Origin of the sequence: Promicromonospora aerolata (assembly GCF_042682255.1) — a bacterium.
Lineage (GTDB): Bacteria > Actinomycetota > Actinomycetes > Actinomycetales > Cellulomonadaceae > Promicromonospora > Promicromonospora aerolata.
The window spans coordinates 212386-238931 of the sequence record NZ_JBHUHF010000001.1 but is presented as its reverse complement, the minus strand read 5'-3'; the positions used below and the strand labels follow the sequence as shown (position 1 = coordinate 238931).

General features: G+C 67.0%; 20 protein-coding genes. 6 read left to right on the top strand and 14 right to left on the bottom strand.

Annotated features, from left to right (window positions below):
* Positions 1-108: 108 nt before the first annotated feature.
* The 4 genes from ACFSL2_RS01075 to ACFSL2_RS01060 form a co-directional block, all read right to left on the bottom strand.
* Positions 109-345 carry a hypothetical protein gene (locus ACFSL2_RS01075; RefSeq protein WP_377196071.1) on the bottom strand — a complete coding sequence of 79 codons (237 nt, stop codon included), beginning with the start codon at positions 343-345 and terminating at the stop codon, positions 109-111.
* Positions 342-632, bottom strand: coding sequence for a hypothetical protein (locus ACFSL2_RS01070; RefSeq protein ID WP_377196070.1), 291 nt, complete (start codon positions 630-632; stop codon positions 342-344). The genes ACFSL2_RS01075 and ACFSL2_RS01070 overlap by 4 nt, the downstream gene beginning before the upstream one ends.
* Complete coding sequence (locus ACFSL2_RS01065; RefSeq protein WP_377196069.1) at positions 629-1081, bottom strand: hypothetical protein; 453 nt, start codon at positions 1079-1081, stop codon at positions 629-631. Before ACFSL2_RS01065 ends, ACFSL2_RS01070 begins: the two co-directional genes overlap by 4 nt.
* A 107-nt stretch (positions 1082-1188) precedes the next feature.
* On the bottom strand, positions 1189-1617 hold the full coding sequence (locus ACFSL2_RS01060; protein WP_377196068.1) for a hypothetical protein: 429 nt from the start codon (positions 1615-1617) through the stop codon (positions 1189-1191).
* A gap of 692 nt (positions 1618-2309) precedes the next feature.
* On the opposite strand from ACFSL2_RS01060, the gene ACFSL2_RS01055 reads away from it, so the two are divergent.
* From ACFSL2_RS01055 to ACFSL2_RS01045, 3 genes are all read left to right on the top strand, one after another.
* A complete protein-coding gene (locus ACFSL2_RS01055; protein WP_377196067.1) occupies positions 2310-3011 on the top strand; it encodes a hypothetical protein in 702 nt (233 codons plus the stop codon).
* Positions 3012-3087: 76 nt separating this feature from the next.
* Positions 3088-3453: a hypothetical protein gene (locus ACFSL2_RS01050; RefSeq protein WP_377196066.1), complete on the top strand. Its 366-nt coding sequence runs from the start codon at positions 3088-3090 to the stop codon at positions 3451-3453.
* Positions 3450-4580, top strand: coding sequence for a hypothetical protein (locus ACFSL2_RS01045; protein WP_377196065.1), 1131 nt, complete (start codon positions 3450-3452; stop codon positions 4578-4580). Before ACFSL2_RS01050 ends, ACFSL2_RS01045 begins: the two co-directional genes overlap by 4 nt.
* Before the next feature lie 568 nt (positions 4581-5148).
* Here the strand turns inward: ACFSL2_RS01045 and ACFSL2_RS01040 are convergent.
* Positions 5149-6342, bottom strand: a complete 1194-nt coding sequence (locus ACFSL2_RS01040; RefSeq protein WP_377196064.1) for a UDP-N-acetylmuramate dehydrogenase — start codon at positions 6340-6342, stop codon at positions 5149-5151.
* A 961-nt stretch (positions 6343-7303) separates the two neighbouring features.
* Between ACFSL2_RS01040 and ACFSL2_RS01035 the strand changes: the two genes are divergently transcribed.
* A complete protein-coding gene (locus tag ACFSL2_RS01035; protein WP_377196063.1) occupies positions 7304-7996 on the top strand; it encodes a hypothetical protein in 693 nt (230 codons plus the stop codon).
* 271 nt (positions 7997-8267) lie between these two features.
* Here ACFSL2_RS01035 and ACFSL2_RS01030 read toward each other — a convergent pair whose 3' ends face one another.
* The 7 genes from ACFSL2_RS01030 to ACFSL2_RS01000 all read right to left on the bottom strand — a co-directional run bounded on the left by ACFSL2_RS01030 (position 8268) and on the right by ACFSL2_RS01000 (position 21812).
* Positions 8268-8690, bottom strand: coding sequence for a hypothetical protein (locus tag ACFSL2_RS01030; protein WP_377196062.1), 423 nt, complete (start codon positions 8688-8690; stop codon positions 8268-8270).
* Positions 8691-9444: 754 nt separating this feature from the next.
* Positions 9445-11445: an ATP-binding protein gene (locus tag ACFSL2_RS01025; protein WP_377196061.1), complete on the bottom strand. Its 2001-nt coding sequence runs from the start codon at positions 11443-11445 to the stop codon at positions 9445-9447.
* 960 nt (positions 11446-12405) lie between these two features.
* Positions 12406-14382: a hypothetical protein gene (locus ACFSL2_RS01020; RefSeq protein ID WP_377196060.1), complete on the bottom strand. Its 1977-nt coding sequence runs from the start codon at positions 14380-14382 to the stop codon at positions 12406-12408.
* Positions 14383-14576: 194 nt separating this feature from the next.
* A complete protein-coding gene (locus tag ACFSL2_RS01015) occupies positions 14577-15350 on the bottom strand; it encodes a hypothetical protein (protein ID WP_377196059.1) in 774 nt (257 codons plus the stop codon).
* A 186-nt stretch (positions 15351-15536) separates the two neighbouring features.
* Complete coding sequence (locus ACFSL2_RS01010; protein WP_377196058.1) at positions 15537-18968, bottom strand: DEAD/DEAH box helicase family protein; 3432 nt, start codon at positions 18966-18968, stop codon at positions 15537-15539.
* 127 nt (positions 18969-19095) lie between these two features.
* A complete protein-coding gene (locus ACFSL2_RS01005; protein ID WP_377196057.1) occupies positions 19096-20307 on the bottom strand; it encodes a restriction endonuclease subunit S in 1212 nt (403 codons plus the stop codon).
* The gene (locus ACFSL2_RS01000) at positions 20304-21812 is read right to left on the bottom strand and encodes a type I restriction-modification system subunit M (RefSeq protein ID WP_377196056.1); all 1509 of its coding nucleotides are present in this window, start codon (positions 21810-21812) and stop codon (positions 20304-20306) included. The genes ACFSL2_RS01005 and ACFSL2_RS01000 overlap by 4 nt, the downstream gene beginning before the upstream one ends.
* Positions 21813-22327: 515 nt before the next feature.
* On the opposite strand from ACFSL2_RS01000, the gene ACFSL2_RS00995 reads away from it, so the two are divergent.
* Positions 22328-23683, top strand: coding sequence for a hypothetical protein (locus ACFSL2_RS00995; protein WP_377196055.1), 1356 nt, complete (start codon positions 22328-22330; stop codon positions 23681-23683).
* A gap of 81 nt (positions 23684-23764) precedes the next feature.
* Here the strand turns inward: ACFSL2_RS00995 and ACFSL2_RS00990 are convergent, their stop codons facing one another.
* Together ACFSL2_RS00990 and ACFSL2_RS00985 are read right to left on the bottom strand one after the other, a co-directional pair.
* Positions 23765-24370, bottom strand: coding sequence for an HIRAN domain-containing protein (locus ACFSL2_RS00990; protein ID WP_377196054.1), 606 nt, complete (start codon positions 24368-24370; stop codon positions 23765-23767).
* A 50-nt stretch (positions 24371-24420) separates the two neighbouring features.
* The gene (locus ACFSL2_RS00985; protein WP_377196053.1) at positions 24421-26037 is read right to left on the bottom strand and encodes a hypothetical protein; all 1617 of its coding nucleotides are present in this window, start codon (positions 26035-26037) and stop codon (positions 24421-24423) included.
* Between the two features lie 122 nt (positions 26038-26159).
* Here ACFSL2_RS00985 and ACFSL2_RS00980 point away from each other — a divergent pair, with 122 nt between their 5' ends.
* Complete coding sequence (locus ACFSL2_RS00980) at positions 26160-26363, top strand: SOS response-associated peptidase family protein (RefSeq protein ID WP_377196052.1); 204 nt, start codon at positions 26160-26162, stop codon at positions 26361-26363.
* Positions 26364-26546 lie beyond the last annotated feature (183 nt).

The following is a 26546-nucleotide window of genomic DNA, read 5'->3' as shown; positions in this document are numbered from 1 at the left end:
GACTGCTCTCAACTACAGGAGCTTCGCTGCTGCTACCAGCACAAACACGGTCTTGACACCCGACCCAACGCCCTAACTTCCCGGCATTGGATCTAGATGTGCTTCTGCTCAGCTGCGCCGCGCCTCCTTCACGGCGATCACGGCGGCTCGCAGCGCCCCGTCCCCGCGACCGCGGTTGACGTTGTGCTCTGCGACGTCGAACAGGTCGAGAAGGGCTGCTCGGATGGACTCGGCCCGGCGCATGGCGGCTTTCGCCGTGGCGCGCATCGCCTCGTACTGGGCCAGCTCTTCCTTGGTCGGGACCCGGGGCTTCTGGCGGACGGTCCGGGTATTTCGGGCGGTCATGCTGTCGCCTCGTATCCGGCGCCGAGCAGCACTACTCGGTGGTCGAGCGTGCCGGCCGTGGAGCCCGGCAGCGCGGCAGGATCGGCGAGCACCCCGTCGGCGTCGGCGCCGTAGATGTAGGTCTCGGCGTGCATGCTGGTGCCGCCCGCCTCCGGGTCGTGGTGCGGGGCCTCCAGTGCGGAGACCACGACGTGCGCGTGACCCTGTAGCGGTGGGTCGAGGCGATACAGCGCTGCCATCCCGTGGAACTGGGGCAGGCTCGTCCTGAGCAAGGTCGCGGTCTTCACGCTGCGAACTCCTCTGCATAGGCGGTGCGGGCGTGGTCCCACCTGTTGGCAGCCTCGACCAAAGCGACGGCGAGGCGCGGGGCCCGGTCGAACGAGGCGGACAGCGCGTACCGGACGGCCGCGGTCTCCATGGCGATCAGGGCCTGACCGACGGCGAGGCCGTGTCTGGCGCCGGACCAGTAGCGCCCCGCGTCCAGGTGCAGCGCGGGGTGCAGTGCGGGTCGGTGAGTGCTCGACCCAAGCTGGATCAGTTGGGCCTCCAGCGGTGCGTACCAGGTCAGGCCCACCGGGTGAGTGCGGTCAGGGTCGGGGATGGTCGCGGGGTCGGCGACGGCTGGCGGGATGTAGACCGCGGCGATCTGCCCAGCAGGCGGGCAGGTGTGCTCGTCGCCGGTCCAGTACCAGTTGCCACAGGACCTGCACTGTCTGCGGTCGATGTGCTCGACCATCGCTGGTGCCCGATCGGGCCGGACACCAGGTGTGCGTGGGCCAGGACGATCACGCGGGGCGTGGGAGGCGAGCACGGGTATCGAGGTTTCGTGGCGCCGGCGGAGGGTCATTGGTCCGTCTCGCACTGCTCGGCCGCCTTGTTGAACGCGGCGGCGGCGCCGGCGGCGTCGAGTTCAGCCTGCTGCACCAGCGCCATCTCGGCGTCGAGTGCTCTGGCGGCCTCGGCGATCGTGTCGTTGTCACGGGTGCGCTCGGCGTCGTACCTCTCGGAGGCTTGCACCCTGGCCAGTGCGTCGTGCTGGTCGGCTGTATTGCGGTGGGCGCGCTCGGCGCGTCCGGACTCGATCAGGTCGGCCAGGCACGGCGGTGTGTCCGTCGCGATGGTGTGGGTGATGGGCTCAGGCTCGGGAGTGAGGGCGACGGTCAAGCCGTGCCCGGCGGCGCCGGCGACGAGAAGCGCAACGGCCATGGCGCCGTACTGGATCAGGACCGGGGACCGTCGTTCCTTCGACCGTCGTTCGTTCTTGCGGAGCATTAGGATCTCCTTTGGTGGTGCCGTCACGTCCGGGTCTGGAAACTGGGGCGTGGCGGCATTGCTTTGCCTGAGGCGTCAGGCGGCGGTGGCTCGCTCGGCCTTCCTCACCCGACCCAGGACCGCAGGCCGACGCGAGGACGAGCGGCATGGTGACCTCGCGGCCGTCGGCCGTCGGACCGAGTGCGGCAAGGCCGGACGTGAGAGATCAGCAGCCGGACGACGAGGTCCTGTGTCTGCTTCTCCTGGAGCTACCCACGCTGCATGTCGAGATGCCCGACATGACGTGTCAGAAATCGCTCCGGATCAACTCCGTTGATCCCAGACCAGACCAGGCCTGCACACCACCTGTGCGCTCGATCCCCGCTCGACGCTCCCCCTCACCAGGCGGCACCACCGGTGGTGGCATTCCGATTGATCGAAGACAACCATTCGATAGATCTTTCGGATAAGATGCTATGGAACGTCGGTCTAGATGATCGATAGATCACTGCGGACCAGTCGAGTCGGCGATTCCGCGCGCTCGGCTGGAACAGGGCACAGGGTGTCGGACAGGAGACACGAGGACAATGCAGACCAGGACGACGAGGAAGACCGCGCTGCCAGCTGTCGTGTTCGCTGCGGCCCTGGGCCTCCTGCTTCCCGGGTGCTCCGGTGGCGGGGCCTCCGAACAGGCGATACCCACGCAGCGTCCGATGACCGAGCCGGTCGAGGTCACCGACGAGGCTCTCGGCAGGGCGCTGGACAAGCTCGTCTACCAGGGCACCCAGCGTTCGAGCTCGGACGGCGGGGTGTGTCTGGTCACCGCCGTGCGCACTGCGGGACTGTCGGACGAGGCGCTGGTCTACCTCACCGAGACGGGTAGTGACGACCTCGGGGCGATTATCGACCGCCTGCGTGAGGTGAGCGAGGACGACGCCGCGATCCTGCTCTCGCCACGGCTGCGCGAGGACTTCGACACCTGTGTCGACCAGGACCTGCTTCCCGATGGCAGCGGGCATCAGACCTACGAGTCCCCGAACCCAGCAGAGGCACCGGTGGCCGACGAGCCGAACCTGAAGCCGAGGTACGACATCGGCGAAGACGAGCAGATCACTTCGGCCGCGCAGCTGACCGACGGGCTGGTCTCGATGTTCTCCTCCTACGCACTCGACGAGAACCAGAAGGAGATCTATGCGGCGGCCGGGCCGTGCCTGTCCGGCGCCGTGCTCGACGCGGGCTTCACACAGAAGACACTGCGCTTCCTGGCCGGCGGAGCGCCCGTCGGCACCGGATCGGTGGCCGACCACCTGCCGGGCAACGAGGACGAGGCGATCTGGGAGTCGGCGGAGTTCACCACCAGTCTCGTGGACTGCACGAACGTGACCCCGGACCTGCCCCCGGAGGCTGGATCCTGAGAGCCACCCGCGAGGCCACGCAAGGACCCCGAGGAGCGCTCGAAGACCGAGCATCGAACGGAGCAAGGAGCCGGTCATGACCCTCACGCAGCAGCCGGATCAGGCAGAGCCGCCCGCAGGCGGCCGGCGCCCCGGCATGTTCGTCCGGATGTCGCCCGACGACAAGCAGCGGGTGCAGTACTGGGCGGACAAGCGCGGCTACTCGTCGGCGGGCGAGTACGCGGCCGAGGCGGTGGTCGAGAAGATCCAGCGCGAGAACCTCGACTACGACCTCCCGGCCCTCGAGATCGCGCGGCTCAACCAGCTCGTCGACGAGGTCAAAGCCCTGTCGACGAACTCGGCGAACCTGGAGCGCGTCGTCACCCAGGGTTTCGACTCCCTCATCGGGCTGACCCGCGGCGACAACTACCTGCTCGACGACGAGGACGGTGAGCTGTCATGAGCCGGGACTTCTCGGAGATGCTGGAGACGACCACACCCACCGACGAGGTGATGGATGTCGACATGCCCTTCCTCGACGCCTACCGACATGGCGGGAGCTCCGAGCTGCAGCGACTCCAGGCGCAGGAGGCGGACGCACCGCACGCCGAGGCGCAGCCACGAGCAGCCGATCCACCGGCTGGGACCCAGCCCGGCGACGGCGACCGCAAGAGCAAGGCCCTGGGGCCGGATTCCGAACCCACCGTCGCGGGGTCCGAGCGCTCCGGTGGAACCAGACGTCGCGTCGGCTCCGGTGGCGCGAGCGCTGCAGGCGGTGCAGCTGGCGAGGTGACCACGGGCGGACCGGCCGAGGCGTCCGCGAGCATGGCTGCCCCCGTCCGCGAGTCCCTGGTGGGCTCTGCTGTCGAAGTCGGTGTCAGCGATATCGCCGTATCGGGACCCGATCTCGAGACCAGACCTGAGACGCCGGCGTCGCTCCAGCTCACGGACCACCAGGAGGCCGTGCAGGGTGCGGCGTCGACGAGGGGTGGCTCGGGCGGTGCAGACGACACAGCGGCACTCCCCCAGTCAGGTTTCCGGCTCTCGGGCGTGAAGAGCCAGCCGCACATCAAGTCGCTGCCTGACGCCATCATGAGCGTGCTGCGCGAGCAGCTGCGCTCGGCTGCGGTCCGTGAGCTGAGCGTGAGCGACGCCGACGCCCGCGAGTTCAGCCGGCGGCTGAGCCAGGGCACGCTCGTGACGGCGTTCCTGCTGGCGCAGCTCGACCTGCGCATCGACGCGGACACAGCGACCCAGCGCGCCGCGGAGCTGTTCCGCTCTCGGGACCCGCTGCTGGGCAGCGTGGCGGCGCGGCTGGAGCGCCTCGAACAGCTCGAGAACGACCAGAGCAATACGCTGCACCTCCTCGGCGACGAGCTCGCCACGGTCCGTCAGACCGGTGCCACCATCGAGCAGGCTGTGGCGTACTCCATCGCCGACCGGACTGAGAACTTCCTGCGCGGCTCGCACAACGTCCATGACGCGCCGATCACGCACAAGGACGCGCTGTTTGTCCGCGACAGGTTGCGTGAGGCGACCAGAAAGCAGGAGAGGCTCGAGCGCGAGCGGGAAGGACGGCCGATCAGGTGATCCTCGCGGTGCGCTGGGATCGCCCCATCCGCGCAGCAGCCCAAGGATGTGCCGCGAAGTACAACTTGCAGACCAAGCTCCGAACGCCGGAGGGCCGCCTTGTGCGTGTGGAGAAGAGCCTGCATAGCGATGTGCTCCGATGGGCCGGTCCAGTCTGGTCGGCCTCGCTGCCCTGGTTGCCAGGCGCACGAAGGTCTCCATGCCTACCTGGTGGTAACCCCGGCCCGTGAAACTCCGGTACCAAGGGCGCGCGGACAGCTCAGTACTTGTGAGCAAGCGACCGAACTACCGCTGCCCACGTGGGGCCGCTCAACCCAAAAGTGAAACCAAGTTGGCAACGATCCACCACACCAGCAGGAGCGCGATGGACGAGCGCGTAGTCATGACCCAACGTTAGGACGGCGGACCGATGTACGCCTGCGACCGATCCTCCCCTATGCGATGAATTCATCCCGCTCTGCCAGCGTGTCCCGGGCCACCGTCGATGCGTCCTCACGATGCCGAGCGTCGAACACCTCGACTTCCAGCGCACGCAAGTTGATCGCGCTAAGGGACCACCGAGGTGAGGTCAGAGGGAGACGCCCACCAGGACGGTCTCCGGGACCAGCGTCACGCCGAACCGGTCGCGGACCCCGTCGCGCACCGCGCGGGCGAGGGCCACGACGTCCTCGGCCCGGGCGCCGCCGCGGTTGGTCATCGCGAGCGTGTGCTTGGTCGACAGCCGTGCCGGGCTGTGCTCCCCGGCCAGGCCGAAGCCCTTGGCGAAGCCGGCCCGTTCGATGAGCCAGGCGGCGCTGGTCTTGACGAGCGCCGGGTCGATGGCGCCGAGGCTCGGGCCGGTGCTGGTCTCCGGCGTCGCCGAACGGACCGGGTAGCGGGGGGCGTCCTGGGGCAGATGAGCCAGGTGCTCCACGGGGATGACGGGGTTGGTGAAGAACGAGCCCGAGTTCCAGCGGTCGTGGTCCGGCTGCGCCCCGAAGGACGGGCGGTCGAGCAGCATGCCCTTGCCGCCGCGGAGACCCAGCACCGTCTCGCGGACGTCCTTCATCGGGGCGCGCTGCCCCACCTCGACGCCCAGGCGACGTGCCAGCTCCCCGTAGCCGACCGGCGCCGAGAGCGTCCCGAGCCGGAACTGGAACTGGACGCCCAGCACGACGTAGCGCGGTGACGGGTACCAGGGAGCGCGGGGGTCCTCGTCCCGGCCCTCGCTGTGCATCGAACGCTTCAGCAGCGACGTGCGGTACCCGAAGTCCAGCTGTCCGACGGAGAAGGTGCGCACCCGTCGCTCGCCCCGGTCCCACGTGCGGACCAGCGAGACCACCCCGGAGAGCTCCTGGCCGTACGCGCCGATGTTCTGCACCGGGGCGGCGCCCACCGTCCCGGGGATGCCCGAGAGCGACTCGACACCGACCCAGCCCTCGAGGACCGCGCGCTCCACGAGCTCGTCCCAGTTCTGGCCGGCGGGGGCGCTCACCACGGCGCCACCGCAGGAATCGTCCGACTCGACAGTGATACCGCTGCGGGTGTCGCGCACGACGACGCCGTCAAAACCCTCGTCAGCCACCAGCAGGTTGGAGCCGCCACCCACGACCAGCAGCGGCACCCCGTCGTCGTCGGCGGTGCTCACCGCCTCGATCAGAGCGGCCTCTTCCTCGGCCTCCACGAACGAGGCTGCCGGGCCACCCACGCGGAGTGTGGTGAGGTCGGCAAGGCTGGGGGCCACCGCTTGCGCCTGGACGGTGTCTGCCGGGTATGGACTCACCATGCGAGCCTATCTACCTGTCGCGTTGGATTTGTGGACATCTCCGACATGCCGTGGGTGATGTCTGCCAATTCTGGAACCTTCCAGCGCCCACGAACGTGTTCCATGCCCGACCTCGCGGGCCCTGCCGCGGACCGGTGGCGCCGCGCTCCCTGCACTACCTCTTCACACCGGCCGCCGTCGGCAGCGGTCGGAGGTAACGGGCCACGGCCAGCACCATCGGCATCAGCAGCACCAGCACGGCCAGCCGGTAGCCCGTCGCGTGCGCGACGGGGCAGAGGAGCGGCGGCCCTACGAAGGACGCGGTGTGCGCGATCGGGTGCGGATGTGCGCACTAATCGTGCCGTAGCTGCCGGCGTGACTCCTGGCTCGGAGGTGAGAACGGTGACGACTGCTTCCGGTGCGACCGCGGTGCAGGTTCTATTCCTGGAGGGGCAGGAAGGCGGATCTGGAACACATCGGGTCCGCGCACGACGGCGTAAAGGTGGGCCCGCGCAAGACTGTCTCCGCCCAGACGATCACCGCCGGGCAGGACGAGCGCGACCTCGGTCTGGAATCGGCCGGTCCGTGCCCCGGCCCGGCCGCGGCGCCCTGCCGCCCTCACTGGCTCCCGCGCGGAGGTCTTGAACGCGGGCTTTACGCTCTCGGCCTGGACGGAGCCTCAGGCCGGTGATCATCGTTTACCCCCTGCAGCGACCGTGGCCTCCCCCGTGTTCGAGACCGATGCCGACGCGGAGGCATAAGTCGCCGTCGGCGACGCCGCTGAATCGGCTCGGCCAGATCTCCCGGCCGCACCTGAGACGCTGCATCGCTCCAGCTGACCGACCACCAGGAGGCTGGGCCACACCGATCTCCATGCGGTGCATAGTGGCACCCGCCACTGATATCCCGACGGGGTGGCAGAGGTCCTCACGCGCGCAGCAACCGCGCGACCCGGTCGCTAGTGCGTAAGATCGAACACATGTTCGCACCTGCCGCACATGCCGGAGCCCTGGAGCGGGCTCGCAATGTCTTGTGGTCAGCCGAAACACGGACCGGGGTCCGGTCGCGAGCCGGGGCGTCGGTCGAGCTGAACCCTCCTTCCGTGCGGTTGGCGAGCATCCTGCCGAACGAATCCATGCCCCGAGGCACCGCGGTCGTCGTGGCAGGGTCAGCACACTTCCTGGTCCAGCTCATCGGCGCGACGCTGGCAAGTGGCTGGGTGGCCGTAGTGGGATGGCCAGAGATCAACGCGATAGCGCTGTCCGAAGCCGGCGCTGACCTCGAGCACGCCGTGATGGTTCCTGATGCGCGCGGCCGCAGTGCTGAGGTCATCGCAGCGCTGCTCGACGGCGTCGACCAGGTCGTCGTCGGTCCACACGTCGCGCTCACCGCCAGCGAGCAGCACCAGCTTCTGGCACGTGCCCGCCGAAGGAACAACACCTTGCTCACCGGCCGCGCGTGGGAGAACGCCGCGCTGCGCATGCGCGTCGACCGCGCGACATGGTCCGGCGCTCGACATGGTGACTACTGGTTGCGCGAGGTCCGATACGACGTCGCACGCCAAGCACGCGGCGACGGCCGTGAGCGTCGGTTCATGGTGTCGCGGGGCGCCGACACGGTTAGAGTCGAGGCCGTTCGTTCTGGCGCTCGTCTGGTATCCGTCGGGGCGTAGCGCAGCTTCTGAGACCGGACCTAGGCGCGTTCATTCGGTCGGCGAACAAGCGACGCAACATCCGAAGACTTGCTCCCCGCCGGCCGAACACTGACAGGCGTCAGCGACGACGTCCTGCAGTTCAAGCGATGCAGCCAGCTCAGGGGGGAGATCATTGCCCTCCAGACCATCCGACCTGCGGCGGACCGAATCTCCTTCTACACCAAACTGGGTGCTGCGATCCGCTTGTCCCGTGATGGTCGCCAGCATCGTCCCCGCCGCCGGACCGGCGTCAGCCAGCAAGCGCCGATCTGGCGACCTCGATGATTCGCTCCGGCTGATCTACCGCCGCTTGCGCCTCATAGACACCCTCTAGTGCTGCGATCCGCGGGTCTGGGTCCAGAGCAAAAGCAAGCGCTGCAGCAGCACGGGCACGAGAGAACACAACTAGATACTCGTCGGGATGATCCTCCTGCAACCCGAAGGCGCGTTCGTCGAGCTCTGCGACCAACTCATGCAGGCGGCGCTGGTGCTGTGGTCCAGTGAGCCCATTCGTTATAGCTACGCGGGCCTCCTCGACGATGTCGCCTGTCACGCCAGCGGACGACACCGCAAGCAGCGCAGCGCTGGTCGCTGCGGTGCGCTGCCGCACGACGCTGGCCTCTTCCAGACTCGCAGACAACTGCTGATCAACGCTGTCAAGTCGTGTAGTCATTAGTCCTGTCCTGTTCGGCGAGCATCTTTCAACGGGCTAGCTGGCCTGGCGTCGGCCGCATCAATACTGTCGGCGCACGGGGAGCATATAGGTCTACCCGCAGCGATATAGGTCGGGCGAATACTGCGATCGGTCATGTGATCTAGGATACTGACTTCAGCGTGACCGTTTCCGCGCGCCAACTCCTCGCCGTCCCGAAGTGTTACGCCAGGCCGAAGATAGCCACGAGGCTCACTCGTGCCGACTACGACACGTACGCCACCTTCGCCGTCAGTGCCGACTCCGACACCCATTGTGATACGGCCACGACTGTGTTCAGGAACTCGCTCCTGGAGGTCACTGGATCGTGCGGCAGCGTATGCTTCGGGAGACTTGCTCGCCTCCTCAATCGCAACCGGATTCTTGTCCCCGTTCCGAAGATCACCCGGTGCGTCCTCGACCAATTTCCTGGTCGCGTCGGGGTCAGCTATGCGAGGGCTTTCGTGTCTGTCAATGACTCGGCCCACAGCAGTATCATTGAGTGCCGCCTCATTCTCCCGGAGTCTGCTCTCAGAAGGCTTGGCCAACGACCCGGCGGCCGATTCAAGCCCATCGCTGACGGGCTCACGGGAGATGTCACGCCCGACGATTCGGCCGGCAGCTGCATCATCGAGTGCCGCCTCGTTCTCGCGAATCCGGGTTCTGGGCACATCAGCCTCAGGTTCGTGCGCTGGCTTTGGCCTGTCGACATCGGACGACCCCACTCTGTCGATGCTCATTGGCCACCCACCATCGCACGGGTGGATCTCTCGAGTGCGTTGAATGCCCACTCAGTGTCGAAGGTGAGGAATCTGGTCGCCTCGTTGAACCGATCGTACCGGTCAGGAGCGTCGCTCAGCTTGGCGATTACATCCTCCCAGAGCAGCGGTTCCCCGCCGCCGGGAACGATCCGTCGGTCGTACTGCCAGGTGGACGGGTGTGCCCGGAGCGCGGCCAGCTGCTCGCCCATGGTGGACCCAGACAGGGTGATGCCCCTGACTGCCCAGCTCTCCGTTTCCGGATGCGGACCGCTCAGATTGCCGTTGCCCGTGTCGACCATCAGGGTTCGGTAGATGTCGTTCCAGCGGTAGGCCCCGGCCTGCCACTGAACCTCGCTGCCGTCACAGCCGCGTTGTTCGCCGTCCAGGGTGGCGGCGACGCTGGCCATGAGATGTCCGGCGAAGTCCTCGGGGCGGTAGTAGGCAGACAGCCCGGTGTACCGGGCCTGGATTGACGTCTCGATGCGATGGGCGATACCGCGTTCAAGGAGGCGCGTGTTCTCGAACCGCTGCCCCAGGTCCCGCAGCCAAACTGCACTCGGCACGGGGGCGGGTTGTCCGGTGACGTGAAACAGCACCAACAGCTCGATCCACAAGATCAGCTCCGGGTGGTCGCCGGCGATGCGTATGGCTCGGTTGAGGTCCCTGAGCGTGTACGCCTGTTGCGATCTTCCCGGGAAGGAGAGCGGTACGCGGAGGGTGTCGGTGTAGGGGAACGGTCGAGCGAGCGAGGGGTCTTCGGTGGTCTCGCCGAGGGGGATGGTTAGTCGGATGGGGCGGTCCATGCCGTCGGTGAAGATGACGGCCCTGCCCGGTGGCAGTGTCACGACGTGTCGGGACTGGGCGTCGTCGAGGTTCATGGTCGCGCCGACCGTCTCGCGGTCGTCGGCTGCCGGCAGGCGGTGCAGGATCTTCAGGGCGGTGTTCTTGATGACGTCCGGCACGATCTTGGCCGGGATCTGCTCGGCCACGATGATGCCTTCACCGTAGGCGCGGATCTCGGCCAGGAGGGAGGTGAACAGCTCGACGGCGTGTGCGGTAGGGCTGCCTTCCTCGGCGCGCTTAAGCAGACGGTGTGCTTCCTCCAGCACCGTGACGTGCGCCAGGCCCCTGGCTGTACTGTCCCCGTGGTGGGTGCGTTGTTCGTGGCGGACGCGCAGGTGCTCGTAGAGGCGGATCAGGATCGTGCCGATGAAGAAGGCCTTGTCGGCGTCGTTGCCGATGTCTTCGATCTCCAGCACGACATTGCGTCGCAGCAGCTCGCCGACGTCGATGGGGATGGCGGCCTCGAAGAACCGGCCTGGGGTGCCCAGGCGCAGGGATCCGATCCGCACGTCGATGAAGCCGCGGACGTTCTGGCTGATCTCCGGTCCGTACCCGATGCCGTCGACCACGTCCATGGCCACTCGCTGCAGGTCTGCCAGATCGGGATACTTCGGTCGGCCGGCCGGGGTGTGGGCGTCGCCGGTGACCGGGTCCCAGCCCAGCTCGCTGTAGCAGGTGGCCAGAGCGTGCGAGAGGACTTGCGGGAACGGTTCCTGGGCATCGAACGCGGCCATGAACAGCGCCCTGGTCAGGTCCAGATGCGTCTGCAATGGAAAGCCCGGCTCTGGTTCCAGCGGGTTGAGCCCGACCGGCGCAGCATCGGGATCACCCGGGCGGATGACGTACACGTCACCAGCACCAGCGTCGCGGGGCTCGGCGCCGCTGTGACGCAGGCGTCCGGCCATGCCGGCGTACTCGGACTTGGCCGGTTCGATCACCAGCCACGGGATGCTCTGCTCGTGAAGCTCTTCGAGGACGTAGCGGACAGTCTGGGACTTGCCCGATCCGGTCGCGCCGGCCACGAATGTGTGCCGGTTGAGGGTGTCCAAGCCGATCTTCAGTCCGCCGACCGGCAGGTCGGCGTCGTCCAGCACCGAGCCGAGGGAAATGTCGCCGTCGTGCTCGGGGGTCACGTCGAATCGTGGCTGCTCGACCAGGCGGATACCGGGCAGCTCGCGCTGGGGCGGCCGGGCGATCGCGGCCAGGAACTCCGAGGTCGCGGTGAACGGCGAGATCGCCTGGGACCGTCCTGTCCTACCAGGGGCGGCCGCGGCGTCCCAGGTGGCTTCGAGGTCGGCGACGTCCTGGCCAGGGGTCAGGACGTAGGGCAGGTCGTCGAGATCGCTCGCACTGCAGAGCAATGCTGCGGCAGACCTCGTGGCGGCCTCGCTCTGCGCGCCGACCAGGACATGCACGTCCCAGGTCCCAGCAGCGTGGGCCATGGAAAGTTCCCGGAACCTGCCCTCCGCCCGCGCGAGGGCGATCCGGCTGGCTTCCACCGACTCTTCGAGCCGTAGCTGCGGGATCGTGATCTCGAGCTGGTCGAGGTCGTCCTGAAGCTGCCTGCTGGTTCGGGGCGTGGCGATGACGAGCCAGGCGAACGCTCCCGGCAGGTGCGCGACGTAGTCGTCGAACCCTCCCCGGGCCTGCCCGCGGCCGACGGCACTGTCCTGGGTGCCGTCGTCGGTCCATAGGTGATCAGACCGGCCCTGGCACCGGGTCCAGTAGGGCAGCTGGCTCCACTGGGCGTGCAGCGTGGCCGGGTCGATGGCCGTTCCGCGGCTGCCCGGCGGGTACAGCACCGACTCCAGACCACCATCGGCTCCTGGGCCTGCCGGTGCATCAGCTGTCGGCGGGAAGGTGGAGTGTCCGCCGGCAAGGACACGGATCTGCCTTTGCCCGGCGGGCCTGTCCCACGCCACGACCACCCCCGGCCGGCCTTCGGCTGGCGTGACTGCCAGCTGGGCGTGCGCGGCAGTCAGGGCAGCGAACAGCTGCGCTGGCACGCGCGGGCGCTCCTCGTCGTCCAGTGGTGTCTGGCGCAGGTGGTAGAAGGAGTATCCGTCCAGGAACGTCATCAGCGCCGAGTCCCTCTACCGGCCCTGGCCGGCGGGCAGGGCGTGGGGAACGTCGGAGACGCCGTCCAGGAGCGTGATGCCGGGGTTGCAGTCGACCGGCACAATGCGCCTGGCTGCGCGACCGTCCGGGTCGATCAGCAAGGCAGCGGTCTCGGGCAGCGCCTGGATCTGGTTGGGCTCGACGTCGTACTCGTACCCCCGCGCGCGCGTCTCGCTGGCGGAGGTGGAGTCCGCCGTCGAGTGGTTCACGGTGTCCTGCCACGTCGTGGCCCGTGTGTGGGACTCCGACTCCGACCACGTCGTGCCCGAGCCCCGGGACCGGCCCATGTTGCTGCCCGACGAGCCCGATGCGCTCCCAGCGCCCTGACCTGTGGACGTGTTGCTCCCGAACGAGACAGAGGAGTTCTCGGTGACCGACGTGGAAGTGCCATGGGTGCGTGACTCTGAACCGCCGTCGGACCACGACGAGCCCTCGGTGAAGGTCCGGCCGATCTGGACGGTGACCTGGGACAGCGTGATCTTGTGGTTCTTCCCGATGAAGTCAGCCGCAGCGGCCGCTTCCTTGGACGGCCCCAGCCGCATGATCAGCGCGGTGCTGTCCGCCGCACCCAGCAGCGGCTGGACGTCCTCGCGCAGAGACTTCATCAACAGCACCAGACGGACCCCGACCCGGCGCGCCTGATGCGACAGTGCCTCCAGGCTCTCCAGGCCCAGGTCATCAGCCCCCGCCACGAAGATCACCGCGTCGGCCCGCCCCCGCTGCCTCGACGCGCGCAGGTCACGAAGGATCCGGTGGAAGACCGCCCGGTCGTACAGCGGCTTGCGCCGCGCATACTGCGACCCGGTCGAGACCACCGTCAGGCCCCGCGCCGACCACACCTGCTCCACCTGAGCATCTGCAGGTACCGCCGGCGGCGTGTCGTCGGTGTCCTCCACGAGTTTCTTCAGCTGCCCGGCCAGGTGCTGCAAGCGGTCCTTGCCGATCGAAGTGGCGCCGGCGACATCGATATGGGCCTGCAGGGTCTTGACCTCGCCCGCGACCAGGACGTCCTCCTCGCTGGCCCGGTAGCTGCTGCGCAGGACCCGCACCCCGGCTTCCAGGCGCGTGAACGTGTACGGCGCCTCGAGGCGCTCGGCCACGGCCTCGACCAGATCAGCGTCCAGGTTCCGCGCCCGCGCCGCGTCCTCGCCCGACCCCGGGCTGGCGACATGGGCCACCAGCTCCCCCACGTCCTCCGGGCTCAGCCCAGCCAGCAGGTCCAGCCCGGCGGCCCGTGAGGGCCACCAGACCTGGGAGACCGGGACATTCTGGCTCCGGCAGAAGTCGACCAGGTCACCCGCGATGGCGTTCTCGCTGAAGTCCAGGACCAGTGCGTCCTTGCCCGAGCCCATGATCGACGGGCCAAGCGTGGTCAGCAGGCTTGCCCACCCGTCGCTCGTGCCCCCGAACACGTCCACCCGGCTCCACCCGGGCCGCAACGGCACGGGGAACCAGCGCGGCGTCGACGCATAGCGGTTGCGCTCGGCCTCGTCGTGCCGGTCCACCTCAGCCTTCCACCGGGCAAGGTCCACCTCGTGCTGCGCGTCCAGCTCGGCGCCACGCTGCTGGTGAGCGGCAACGATCTCGTTGGACCGCAGCCGCGGCGACACGACCGCGGCGATCGTGAACGTCACTCCGACCACGAACGCGGCGGGCGCCAGCCAGTCCCCCCACGCGGTCCACGACAGCACCAGCGTCACGATCAGCGTCCCGACCAAGCGGCGCACCATCCGCTTGACCCCGGCCTTGCGGTCGGCAGCGAACTCGTCCTGGTTCAGCGGTTGCAGCACGGGTTTGACCGGACGCTGGTGCACGAGCGGACTGGCCACCGGCTCGGCGGGAGCGACATACGTGAAACCGCATCGCACCTGAGGGACGAACACCCGCTCGGCCAGGAGCGCACCGGCAGTCTTCTCCGTCGCCTGCAAAGCCTCACTCGTACTGCGCTCCACGTCCCATTCCCCCAAGCAGAAGGCCCAATCGCACGTACCAGACGTACCGTCAAAGAGGATGTCAGACGCGGCATCCCGAAGCGAGGTCTACAAGCTCGTCAGCCGGTGACCAGTGCCAGATCGACCACGGCCAGCTACTGCCCGCACGGTCGGTCAGCCCTGGTGTCCGCCCCGCCAGGTCCGACAGGCGTCGTTCACGCGTCGTCCCACACCTTGAGCAGCACGTCGACATAGGCCGGATTCTCCGTGTCGAAGTCGTCCGGGTAGGTCTTTGGCGAGAGCACCGTCGCGTGGCCAGTCCGGCCGGCGCCGGTCGTGAAACAGAAGCGGTGCTCGTAGCTCTGGTAGCCATCGATCTCGACCTCGACGAAACCGCTTGGCTCACCCTCTGGCTCGCAGACCGCGTATTCGTCCGAGTTCCCGAACCGGGTGCTGTTGACGATGTCGGACGCGTTCACGATGAACCGGTCGTTGTCGCCTGCGCTCGCGAAGCACAGCAGCTCGTCGCCGGGGCCCTTCGTCATGCCCCAGTCGTCTGCCTGACTGTCCGGATCGACACACTGACCGTCCTGGAGCCGCAACGGGCTGTTCCCGACCCGGTACAGCGCGGGAGCGCCCGGTTCGGTAGACGGACTCGCCGAACCGTCACCGGTCACTGCAGTAGCAGCGCTGTCCGGATCGCCGAGGTCGCCGGCCTCGAACCCAGCGCCTGCCTCGACCTGTGCGCGCAGCTCAGAGTTCTCAGCCTCCAGCTGCCCGATCGAAGACTTGGCAGCCTCGAGTTCGCGATCGTTCCCGGCGCCTGTCGCGATACCGATCAACGCCGTCGCCAGCGCGCCGACGACAACCCCAGCCACCAGCCCGGACATGAACCGGCGCTCCCGCAACGAACCGGCCGCTGCATGCAGTGCTTGCGCCGCGCCATCCTCGAGACGGCTACTCCTGGCCTGCTGGTCGTCTCCGGCCATGGGCCGCCTCACCTCAGTGTTCGCAGTTCGAGCCCAGAACGGGCAAGTCGGACTTCACCTCATCGCCGGAGAATCTTGGCACAGGCCCGACATTCGTGCAGCAGAAGACCCGTGGCCTTGGCAGTGGCCGGCCGACGAGGGCCTCCCCCGCGGGCCGGGGCTCGGCCAATCATGCGACCGATACGGTTACACGGCCACTACCTTCGCAGTGTCGCTGACCTCGCGGACGATGCTGATGATCCGGGCAACGTCCGGCTCGTCGAAGAGGTCGTTCGGTCCGCCGGGGGCGTCGTCGGTGAACGGTGACCGGTACAGCAGCCCCGGATCGAGGACACCGTTGTACGACAGGTCAGCGACGACGGCGTCGATGAAACGGATCTGGTCGGCGTCGAAGTTCCGGTCATGGAGGAACTCGGCAAAGGCATCGGCTGCGGCAGCGGGGTCCAGGCCGACGATCGACCGGACGAATACACCAAGGCCGCCGGCCTGTTCGCCTGCTGCGGCGACGTCCTGCTCGGTCCCGGCTCCGGCTTCCACGAGCAGCCGTCCGAGCTGGTCGAGGTCGGTCTGAGTGAGCTGGTTGCCCAAGCGCACCCTCTGCAGGGTTACGTTGTCGGCGTGCTTGCGGAGAATGGAGCGGGCCTTCTCCCGGAGCCGCTCGGGGCTGACACCGACGATGGGCCGGTTCAGGTCGACGAGGCGCAGGTCCCCGAGGGTGTCCTCGAAGTTCGTGTACACCGGGGCCCGCTTGTGCTTGGGCAGGTACTTCACCAGGCCCCGCACGCGACGGCGGACGAGCTCGAGCAGCGGGACGGTGGCGTCGGTCCACCACTCGTCACCGGCGATGGCTTCCAGGAGGGCGACCTGCTTGCCCACCTCGGGCACCGCGACGGCCTCGAGCAGGCCTCCGGCGATCTCCTGGACCTGGGACTGCAGCCGCATCGCGTACAGGTCCGGCTTGAGGGTGCCGAGCTGGAGGCGCAGCAGGGTCAGGTCAAATCGCTTGGCCAGTTCCTCGCCCTCTGGCGCCGCCGATGGTAGAGCGGCCAGGTGCCCGACGATGTCCGGGGCGGCCTGGTCGGTCAGCGCGCCCCATGCTTCGCGGTCGGAGTAGGTCGCGACCCAGGGCCGGTGCGGGCGGACCAGGAAGTTGTCCGTGTCCATGCCACGCACTCGCGCGGTCAGGGCGTCTGCGACATCGGCCCGCAGTGCGGCGAGCGACGTCGTACCATCCTCCTTGCCGGGGACGGCAGCCAGCACGTCGTCGCCGGCCTGGTCACGCAGGGTGAGCAGCAGCTCGACCCGGTTGGTGAAGATCTGCTCCGGGACGGACGGCGCGGCCTTGCTCTCGGTGCCTTTCGGGTTCTGCCCGAAGTAGTCGAGGTTGCCGCAGAAGTCGAAGACGTAGAACTCCTTCTTGTCCTGGCCAGGCCCGAACAGGCCGCCGGACAGGCGGGTGCCGCGGCCCATCATCTGCCAGAACTTCGTCACCGACCGGACCCGCTTGAAGAACACGAGGTTGACGACCTCGGGCACGTCGATGCCGGTGTCGAGCATGTCGACGCTGATCGCGATGTGCGGGGTCTTGGCCGGGTCGGAGAAGTCCTCCAGGAGCTGGTCGGCCCGCTCCACGGAGTAAGTGATGACATTGGCGAACTTGCCCTGGTAGTGCTTGTAGTGGTGGTCGAACCGTTCGGCGATGAACTTCGCGTGCGCGTCGTTCTTCGCGAAGATGATCGTCTTGCCGACCCGTTCCCCGCCGGCGACCTTGATGCCCTGGGTCATCAAGACCTCGAGCACCTTGTCCACGGTGTCGGCGTTGAACAGCCACCGGTTCACGGCCTCGGCGTCGATCTCGTCGGGGACGTCGTCGTCCTCCTCACCCCAGTCCAGGGTGTCCCAGGCGTCCTTCTCCTCCTCGGACAGGTCCGCGTACCGGATCCCGCGGCGGGGGAAGCCGAGCTCGATGTCCACCGGTACGGGTGGGACGAGGTAGCCGTCGGCGATGGCCTGGTCCAGCCCGTACTCGTAGGTCGGGGCACCTGCCTCGAGCCCGAACAGGTCGTAGGTGTTGCGGTCGACCTCGTCCTTCGGGGTGGCCGTCAGCCCGACCAGGTGCGCGTCGAACCAGTCGAAGATCGCGCCGTACTTCTGGTACACCGAGCGGTGCGCCTCGTCGATCACGACGACGTCGAAGTACCCCGGTCCGTACTTGCCCGGCTGCATCGCCAGGAGGTTCATCATCGTGGGGTAGGTCGAGACGTACACCCTGCCCTCGGAGTCCTTCTCCTCGAGCAGGTTCACCGGGTTGGCGTCCGGCAGGTGCTTCTTGAACGCCGCTACCGCCTGGCGCACCAGCGCCTTGCGGTCCGCCAGGAACAGCACCCGCTTGACCCACCCGGCTTTGGCCAGCTGGTCGGCCAGCGCGACGACGGTACGGGTCTTGCCCGACCCGGTCGCCATCACCAGCAGCGCGGCCCGCTCGTTCTTGGTCTGGAACGCCTTGTCGACCGCTTCCACGGCACGTAGCTGGTAGTAGCGGCCGGCGATCTCCTCATCGATCGGCACCTGGTTCAGGTCCCGCCGGTCCCGACGACGACCGATTAGCCACTCCAGTTGGTCCGCGGTCCGGAACCCCGCCACCTTCCGTTGCGGGTAACCGACACGCTCGTGGTCGTCCCACAGCCAGTGCTCGTGCCCGTTGGTGTAGTAGATCAGCGGCCGGCGCCCCGGGAACGCCTGCTCCAACGCGTCCGCGTACGCGCGTGCCTGGTGCTGTCCCGCGCGAGCATCTCGCTGGGTGCGCTTGGCCTCCACCACCGCCAACGGCAGACCGTCAGCGCCCCACAACACGTAGTCGACCTTGCCCGACTTCCCGCCAGGCAGGCCCGTCACCGGGTACTCCATCGAGGCGTGCACGCCCTCGTGCGGGTGCGGGAGGACCGGGAAGCCGGCCTCGATCAGCAGGTCATCGATCACCTGTGCCCGCGTGGTGGCTTCGTCGTAGTCGTGCGTGTCCGGCCGGGTCAGGTTCTCCTTCTTCGCTTTCGCGACGTCACGGCGCAGCTCAGTCAGTTGCTCTTCCAGGTCCGCGCTACGCGCCTGCTCCGCGGCGATCTGCGCGTCCCGGGCCGCGAGCTCCTCGGCAAGCTTCGTCACCTCAGCGCGTGACCGTGCCTTCGCGGCCGCCGGGTCCGGAAACGCGGATGGGTTCAACCGTGCGGCGTACGTGATCGGGGACTGCCGCGTGTAGGTCCGGTGGAACCACACCAGCACGTGGAACAACTGCCCCAACGTCGCCTCGCTGTCCCCGGGCTGCACAACGACGTCGTCGTGCACCGCGCGGTTGGTCTTCTTGCGGACCAGGTTCATCTTCGACTGCACGTCGTTGCCGGCCAGCTCGCGCAGTCCCGGCTCGTGGATCATTGCCGACAGGTCCGTCTTGTATGGCGGCGTCAACGACCCGTCCGCCTGGAACGCCCACCCCAGGGCCTGCTCCAGCGCCCGACGCGCATACAGGCCGCTGACCCGCGGGTCGACACGCACGTACCGCTCGGCGCGCTCGGCCTCACCGAACACCTGCGGGAACTCGTCCTTCAAGAACCCGAAGTTGCTCACACGATCTCCCTAGCGGTTGGCGACGACACACGATCCACGTCGCCAGCATGCCAGAACCTGCAGGTCACGGCGCCGAAAGGAGGGACGAACTTCGCAACCGGCACCCTCGTTCGCCGACCATGCGGCCCTATAACGGCAAGGGCGCCTTCGACGTATCCAGTTCTCCGGCAAACGCCCGTGACTGCAGCGAGGAGAAGAGCGAATCTAGTTCGGAGAGGTGCTGCTCTGCCGTTGCTCGGATCATGTCAATCTGGGTCACCTGGGCGGCGAACTGCCGCTGGGCATTGAGTGGGGGGACTCTCACATGAATGGACTTCAACCTACTGCCGCTAATCGTATTGAGCCCTGACGTAGTCGTCGTGATCGTCCGTATCTGCCGTCGACCGTCCGGAGAATTGAGGAGGTTCACGAGGTATTTCGGCAGCACCCGAGACGCATCGGGCCGCAGGCGAAACAAGTGGTTCTGGTGTGACACGTCGCCTGAAATCTCGCCGGACCATAGCGCCGCGCGACCGATTTCGTCAGCATTTCCGTGCCCCTCCACGACCAGTACGTCGCCTGATTCGAGCGTTGCGCGGGACGCTTCCTTTTCAGTCACGCGCACAGTTTTGACTTCAGCGAGATCAAGGCGACCACGCATCACGTTCGCAACACGGAGGTAAGCCATTTCCCCAGGGTATTCCGCCCGTTTTGGACCCAGTGTGAGACCACCTTGGAGGGCGACGATCTCGCCGATTGGCAGTCGCTGCCCCTCCGACATCTGTTCGAAGAGCGAGTCGACAATGGTGTCACACATGCGTATTGACAAGCGGCGTGAGGCCCGGATCGCATCGACCTTGTCGAGTACGGCGGAGATGCGTCGCTGTTCGTCGAGTGGCGGGAGAGGGATCTCAATGTTCTCGAGGACTCGTGATTCAAGCTTGGTCGTCCCATGAGCGGCTCGGCTGACGTCAGTGAGGATCTTTGCTTGCTGCGCACGGAGCGCACCCGCGAGGTACGCGATGTCGAACTCGCCGGGTCGTTTTGGCAATAGTGCTTTGAGGTCCTGGTTGATCGCGGCCGGGACGTCGAGGATCGAAATCGGGACCGTGTGCGCGAGGATCATCCCGCGCACGACGACCGCGATCGTTCCGGCGGGAAGCAGGCGCAGACTCGTCTCGTCAAACACAGCCCTGTCGATGTGGTCGATTGAGTCGGTGAGCCTGTCCCGCTTGAGGTCCTTGGCGCTGAACCACGGCACATCGCCGTTCCAGAAGCGCGGTACTGACTTTGACGGAGTGCCACCGCTGTGGAAGTCAACAAGGTCGCCAAGCCGAACGGTGGTCCAACCCGCTTTCACAGCATCTTCTCCAGTTCGTCCAGCCCCGCGCTGATCTCGGCTTCGAGCGCCCGCAAAGACGTGAGAATCTCGGCCGGATCGGCGTGGTCCACTTTCTCGTGGATGGTCTCGCGATACCGGGTCAAAGAGAGGTCGTAGTCGTTCGCGACGATATCCGCAGCGGTCACGAGAAAGGACTGATCAGTCCGAGCCCGCGACTTCTCCGAGGTGTTGCGCTGCCGCCAGCGGTCGATGACGTCCGGCAGGTTGTTCTTCTCGTGGTTCGCCACAACGAAGGGCTCGCGGGGCGCTGCGCCGAGCTGCCCCTCGGGCAGGAGAGGCTGGCGCCTGTCGTCCAGAGACAATCCGTCAGCTCGGATGTCATAGAACCAGACGTCGTCCGTGCCGCCCGTACCGGTCTTGGTGAACACGAGAATTGCGGTCGACACGCCCGCGTAGGGCCTGAAGGTACCGGCGGGAAGCTTGATGACCGCATCGAGTTTGTGATCTTCGACCAATGCCCGTCGCAGCGCTTTGTGCGCACCGCTCGAGCCGAACAGGACGCCGTCGGGCACGATGACCGCCGCCCGACCACCTGGTCGGAGCAGCCGCAGGAACAGGGCGAGGAATAGCAGCTCAGTCTTCTTCGTCTTGACCGTCTTGAGCAGGTCGGTCGCGACAGTGTCGTAGTCGAGCGACCCGGCGAATGGTGGGTTTGCCAAAATCAGGGAGTACTTCTCCGCGTCCTCCCCGGCGGACTGCGACAGGGAGTCCCGGTACCGGATGTCTGGACGTTCGACGCCATGCATGAGCATGTTCATCGAGCCGATGCGCAGCATCGTGTTGTCGAAGTCGTAGCCGTGGAACATCGTGGAGTGGAAGTGGGTGCGCTGGGCAGCGTCGCGCATGACGTCCGGATGCTCGGTGCGGACGTACTCCGAGGCGGCCATGAGGAAGCCGGCGGTCCCACATGCGGGGTCGCAGATCTCGTCATTCGGCTTCGGGTCCGTGAGTTGAACCATGAGCTCGATGATGTGCCGCGGTGTGCGGAACTGGCCGTTCTGCCCGGCCGAGGCGATCTTGCTGAGCATGTACTCGTACAGGTCGCCACTGGTGTCCCGCTTGTTCATCGGGATGTCCGACAGCAGCTCCATGACCTTGATCAGCAGGCCCGGCGTCGGGATCGTCAGGCGCGCGTCCTTCATGTGGCCCGCGTAGGTGGAGTCCTGCCCACCCATCGCCTGGAGGAACCTGAAGACGTGGTTGGCGACCAGGTCGTATGCCACGGCGGGTGGCTGATCCTTGAGGTACTTCCAGCGCAGGTGGCTGTACGGCACGCCGGACGGAGCGTTCCCGTCAGGGAAGAGCGGGTTCTCGATCGGTTCGCCGGTGGCGTTGGCCCGGTTCTCCTTCGCGGTCTGGAGGTCGTCCAGGCGGCGGATGAACAGCAGGAAGGTGATCTGCTCGATCACTTCCAGCGGGTTGCTGATACCGCCCGACCAGAACGCGTCCCAGACGCGGTCCACCTTGCCCTTGAGCTCTCCAGTGATCACCAGGCGAGTCTATTCGCGCTGGTGGAGCGCTGCGTGGCTTCGCGGTGAAGCAACCCGGTGATCAGCTCGCCGGCAACGGCCGAGTAGGTCATCAGCTCGCCGTGCTTGAGTTTGGCGCGAGTGCATCGTGTGCGGCGTCGCCGATATCACACAAGGATCTCGCGGCGAAGATCGCCGCGTGAGCAGCTGCGCCTCCCGTCGTCACTGGACCTACCTCGCGCTCAGGGACCGGTACCGGAAACAGCTAGGCCCGTCAGATTCGGAGCCCCCCCAACGATCACGGGTCCGCAGGGCCAGCACTGGCCACGTCCACTCAACGGGAAAAACCCCGGCAGAGGATCGCCTGAAGTGTTCATCCCATGCCTCGGAGCCAACAACTCTTGCCAGCGGCTTCGGTGCAGTGTGCTTCCTCCCCGCGCAGCGAAGTTCACCCCGAGCCTCGCCCTCCGGCCTGGCGCTGAACGCTTGGGTTCCCGGAGGATCAATTCATGAGAGCCGTCGAAGAGTTGGTGGGGCAGGTGCGTGATCCACGCTCGCGTGATCACTTCGCCGAGGCCGTGCGTGCCTACGGCGCCGGCGCGTACCGGGCCGCGATCATCTCCACGTGGGTCACGGTCGCGCTCGACCTGCTGGGCAAGATTCGTCAACTGTCGGAGGACGGCGAAGGTGCGGCAACGGAGCACATAGCCAAACTCGACAAGGCGATTACGAGCAATGACCGATGGAAGCTGCAGGAGCTTGAGCGGTCGCTGTTGGACGTATGTCGCGACTCGTTCGAGCTGATCGATGCTCGCGACTACGTCGCGCTTACGCGGCTGTATCAGGACCGCCATGTGTGCGCTCACCCGGCATTCGTGGCCCCAGAAGAGACGTTCGAAGCGTCGCCCGAGCTCGTGCGCGCTCACCTAGCCACTGCCGTCGATTCGGTGCTCCGACATGGTGCCACCGCAGGCCGGCGAGCGATAGAGCGCTTCACAACCGAGTCCAAAGGCTCAACATGGCCTGCGTCCCATGAGGCACTCGTGACGTACCTACGCGAGCGCTACCTCGAGCGCGGCAAGACCGGACTACGCCGCAATCTAGCGATCGTGGTGGTCAAAGGCACCATCGATCGGATGACCCCGGAACCCACTCGGCGTCGGCTCGCCGACGCCGCCCACGCCATCGATGAGATCGATCCCCTGCTCTTAAGCGAAGCGGCTACCGCTGTTGTCCGACGGCGCGAGGAGGGCCGTGGCTTGGGTCCGCACGAACTTGCACATCTCGTTGGATCGCTCGGAGACCTCTCTCCTGTCTGGTCGGCGTTCCCGGCGTCTTCGTTGCCACGCGTCGTCGCGCACATCACGAGTAGCGAGACCGAAGTGCTCGAACGGGCGGGAGTGATGTCGACCCCAGTCGTCGAACCGACCATTGCGGCGGCGATCGACGCGCGGCTCAGTGCGCTGAACGACGACGATCTTCACCGCGTCATACTGTTCCGGCCTCGTGCCCATCTTGTCGGCCACGCTCTTCGAGCCCTCGCGAGCGCCGATTCAGTGAACAGCGCGGACGTTCGCATGATCAGGCTCCTACAGCCCCTGGCTCGCTTCATCGAAGCGCCCCATCTCGAGCGATTCCTTGAGATCCTCCGAGACAATGGTGAAGTGAGGGAGGCGGCCGTGACTCACTTCCTGCTCGAGCAACTATTCGACGAGACTTCAGCACACCCGGGCAACCTGGTGGTGTGGCAGCGCATCGGCGAACTCCTTGCCAAGACGCCCGTCGGTGACGATCCAGGAGTCTTCTACTCCGTTGTGCCCGAGCTCCAGATAAAGATCCATGCTGCGGTCGCTTCAGGTACATGATGGTCGGTGCGTGGGACGTGCGGCGATGCGGCACGGCCTGCCCTACGGAAGCTGCGTCAGAGCGCGGACGGCTCGACACGGTCAGTGCGTTCGGGCGAACCGGCGCAGCGCGTCCATCTTGGGCACGTCGACCCACAGCTGGGAGCTATTCGCGGTGACGCCTGCACCGGTGACGCGGAACGCATCGGCATTCATGCCGTCTAGCACGGGAGCGAGCGAAGCAGAGCGCGAGGCGGAGATGTGCCCGACCTTGCGGCCCGCGACGCCGTAGACGGCGACCGCGGCGCCGTCGGTCTCGTTGTCTGGCTCACGGATCAGGAGGTATTCACGCCCGCCGAACTTCTTGCGCTCGGGATCGCGTAGCCAGTAGGCCGGGCCCTTGATCCGCATGCGTACCGACTCCAGGCCTGTCAGGTCCAGGATTCGTAGCCCGGCGGGCTTGACGGTGCGCACCTTGACTCGCTTGTCCTCGTTCGCGTACGCGAGCGCGTCGTCGTACGCGGCAACAACGGCCTGCAGGTCGAGGCCGTGCGTGTCCACCTCATCCCAGTCCGGCACGCCGTCGGGATGCTTCGCCACGAGCTCGCGCACGAGCCGGCGGGGTGTGATCGGCGCAGGGTGCCGCTCGCGAACGACCGGCACCAGCTTGGTCGGTGCGGAGCGCTTGAACAGGTCGAGCAGGCCCATGTGGCAAGAGTAGTCAGCATGGCGGCCGTATCCCGTGCTGATGTGCACCGTCAGCTTCTCGTGTTCGGTACCAGGTAGTGAGGCCCGACGAACCCGACGTGGATCTTTCCCGTCACTCCGCCGGTGTCGTCGTGAAAGTAGACGCGGGGTGCCAGGTTGCCACCGCCCTCGCTGATCTTTAGGTGTGCACCCATGTACTGCTTCCCGTCGGCGGCCAGCGCGGTGTCGACGGCGAAGATGCGGGCGTTGTAGAGCTTGGTGTTGTTCTGGACTGTCTCGGACTCGTTCATCGCCAACTTCTTGGTCGTCGCCGGCCAGACGAACGGGTTACCGCTGCCGGCACACCACTCCCAGAAGCTGCCGGTCCAGCCCTCCTGCTTGGCCTGGGCGTACGCCGCGAGTGCCCGCAGGCCTCGCCAGGTGTTGTTGGCCCAGGTGAAGGCGGTGGGCGCGGAGTCGATGCCGTCGAGCTCTTGTGCGGCGGTGTCGGGTACGGAGAGCCACTGTCCGAGGTGTTCTTGAGCGAGGAGGACTGCGCCGGTGGTGTCTGGTACCTCGTCGGGTAGCTCGTCGGGTTCTGGCCGTTCGTCGCGGGAGGCCCAGAAGAGTTCGTCGAGGTGTTTGTCGGCGAGCACCTGGCGCAGGCGCTCGAGGTGGCCGTTGGCCTGCGCGAGCTCGCGCGTGAGGGTCTCCTGGTCGTCGAGGGCGAGCTCGAGCTCCCATTCCAAGTTGTCGCGCTCGGTCTTGAGGCTGGAGGTGCTGGTCGTGTCGGTGGTCTGTGCGGCGAGCGCACTGAGCACGGCGGGCACCCGGCGTCGCGTGGAGAGTTGCGCCACGGTGTACACGAGCCGGTCGACGACTCCTGATCCGTCGGTGGTGAGGCGGTCGTGGGAGAGGTAGCGGTGTCGCCAGCCGTCGCTGGCGCGGTCGACCGGTCCTGGCTGGTAGGTGCGTACTGCACCGCCCCAGATACCAAGGGGTCCGAGCTTCTTGCGGAGGGCGCTGGCGCTCTCCGCGTCGAGCCGGATCACCCGTGCGACGCCGGCAGCGCGCTTGGCGACCTGGTCGGCCCGCGAACGCCACTGGTCGTCGTCGCGTGTCCAGGGTTCGGTGAACACGATCACGGGCAGCGTGCGGTGCGGGTCCTGCAGGTGGTCGACGAGCATCTCGACACCGTCTGACGGGAAGTCCAGAGCCTCTGGGGAGAGTTTCGAGGATTCGAGCATAGGTGCGCCGGCCGTGGTGAGAAGGGACTCGACGATTCGCGGTCGCCCGACCTTGTACCGCCGGGTTAGGTCCGCGGTCTCCATGAGCGTCTCGACCCAGGTGTGCACGGCTTCGTCGTCGCGCACCACGCGGACGGTCGTGGTCCAGACCGTCTGTTCGGCATCGTCCAGGTCGGGCACGTCCCGCGAGGTCAGGCTGACCCCGGTCGATCCGGCGTCCTCGTACGGGCGCACGGTGACGGTGCGGGTCAGGTGGCGCTGGACCGATCCCGTCGCGCGCCAGTCGACGGCGACGTAGTCGGTCACGTGTTCCCCCGCGGGAAGCGCGACCGCGCTCTCGTCGCTCAGGGCCCACCGGGCGAAGAGTCGGCTGGCATAGTCGACGGGGTCCGCCTGAGGTGCCTTCTTGTCGCTCCACAGGGCGCGATACAGCACGCTCATCGGTTCTCCCTCGAGGTCCACGGGTCGCGGCCAGGCGGCCGACCTCCAGTGTCCCCCGGCGCGCTCCCCCAGCGCTGGCCTACAGCGGGCGAGTTCCGCGTCTCCCGGCCAGACTGACAGCCATGTGCGGTAGGTACGCCAACTCGCGCCGGGACCAGGAGCTCGCTGACCGGTTCCATATCGCTGAGCTCATCGGGGAGGAGCCCGGCTCGTCGTGGAACGTCGCGCCGGCGAACAACGTGCGTGCCGTGCTCGAGCGGGACGAGGGTGGGCACACGATGCGACAGCTGCACCTTGCGCTGGGGCCTGGTGCCGTCCTGGGCTAAGGACACCAAGATCGGGTCTCGGACGATCAACCCTCAGACGGATCGAGGCTAGACTCAATAGTCCGCGACAGCGGCCATTTAAAGGTGAAGTCACCCGACGAAGGCCGCCCGCAACTCTTTGAGGATGCCCACGATGGGACATAGACCTCGCACCGCTTCAGGCAATAAGCCTCATTTTGGGAG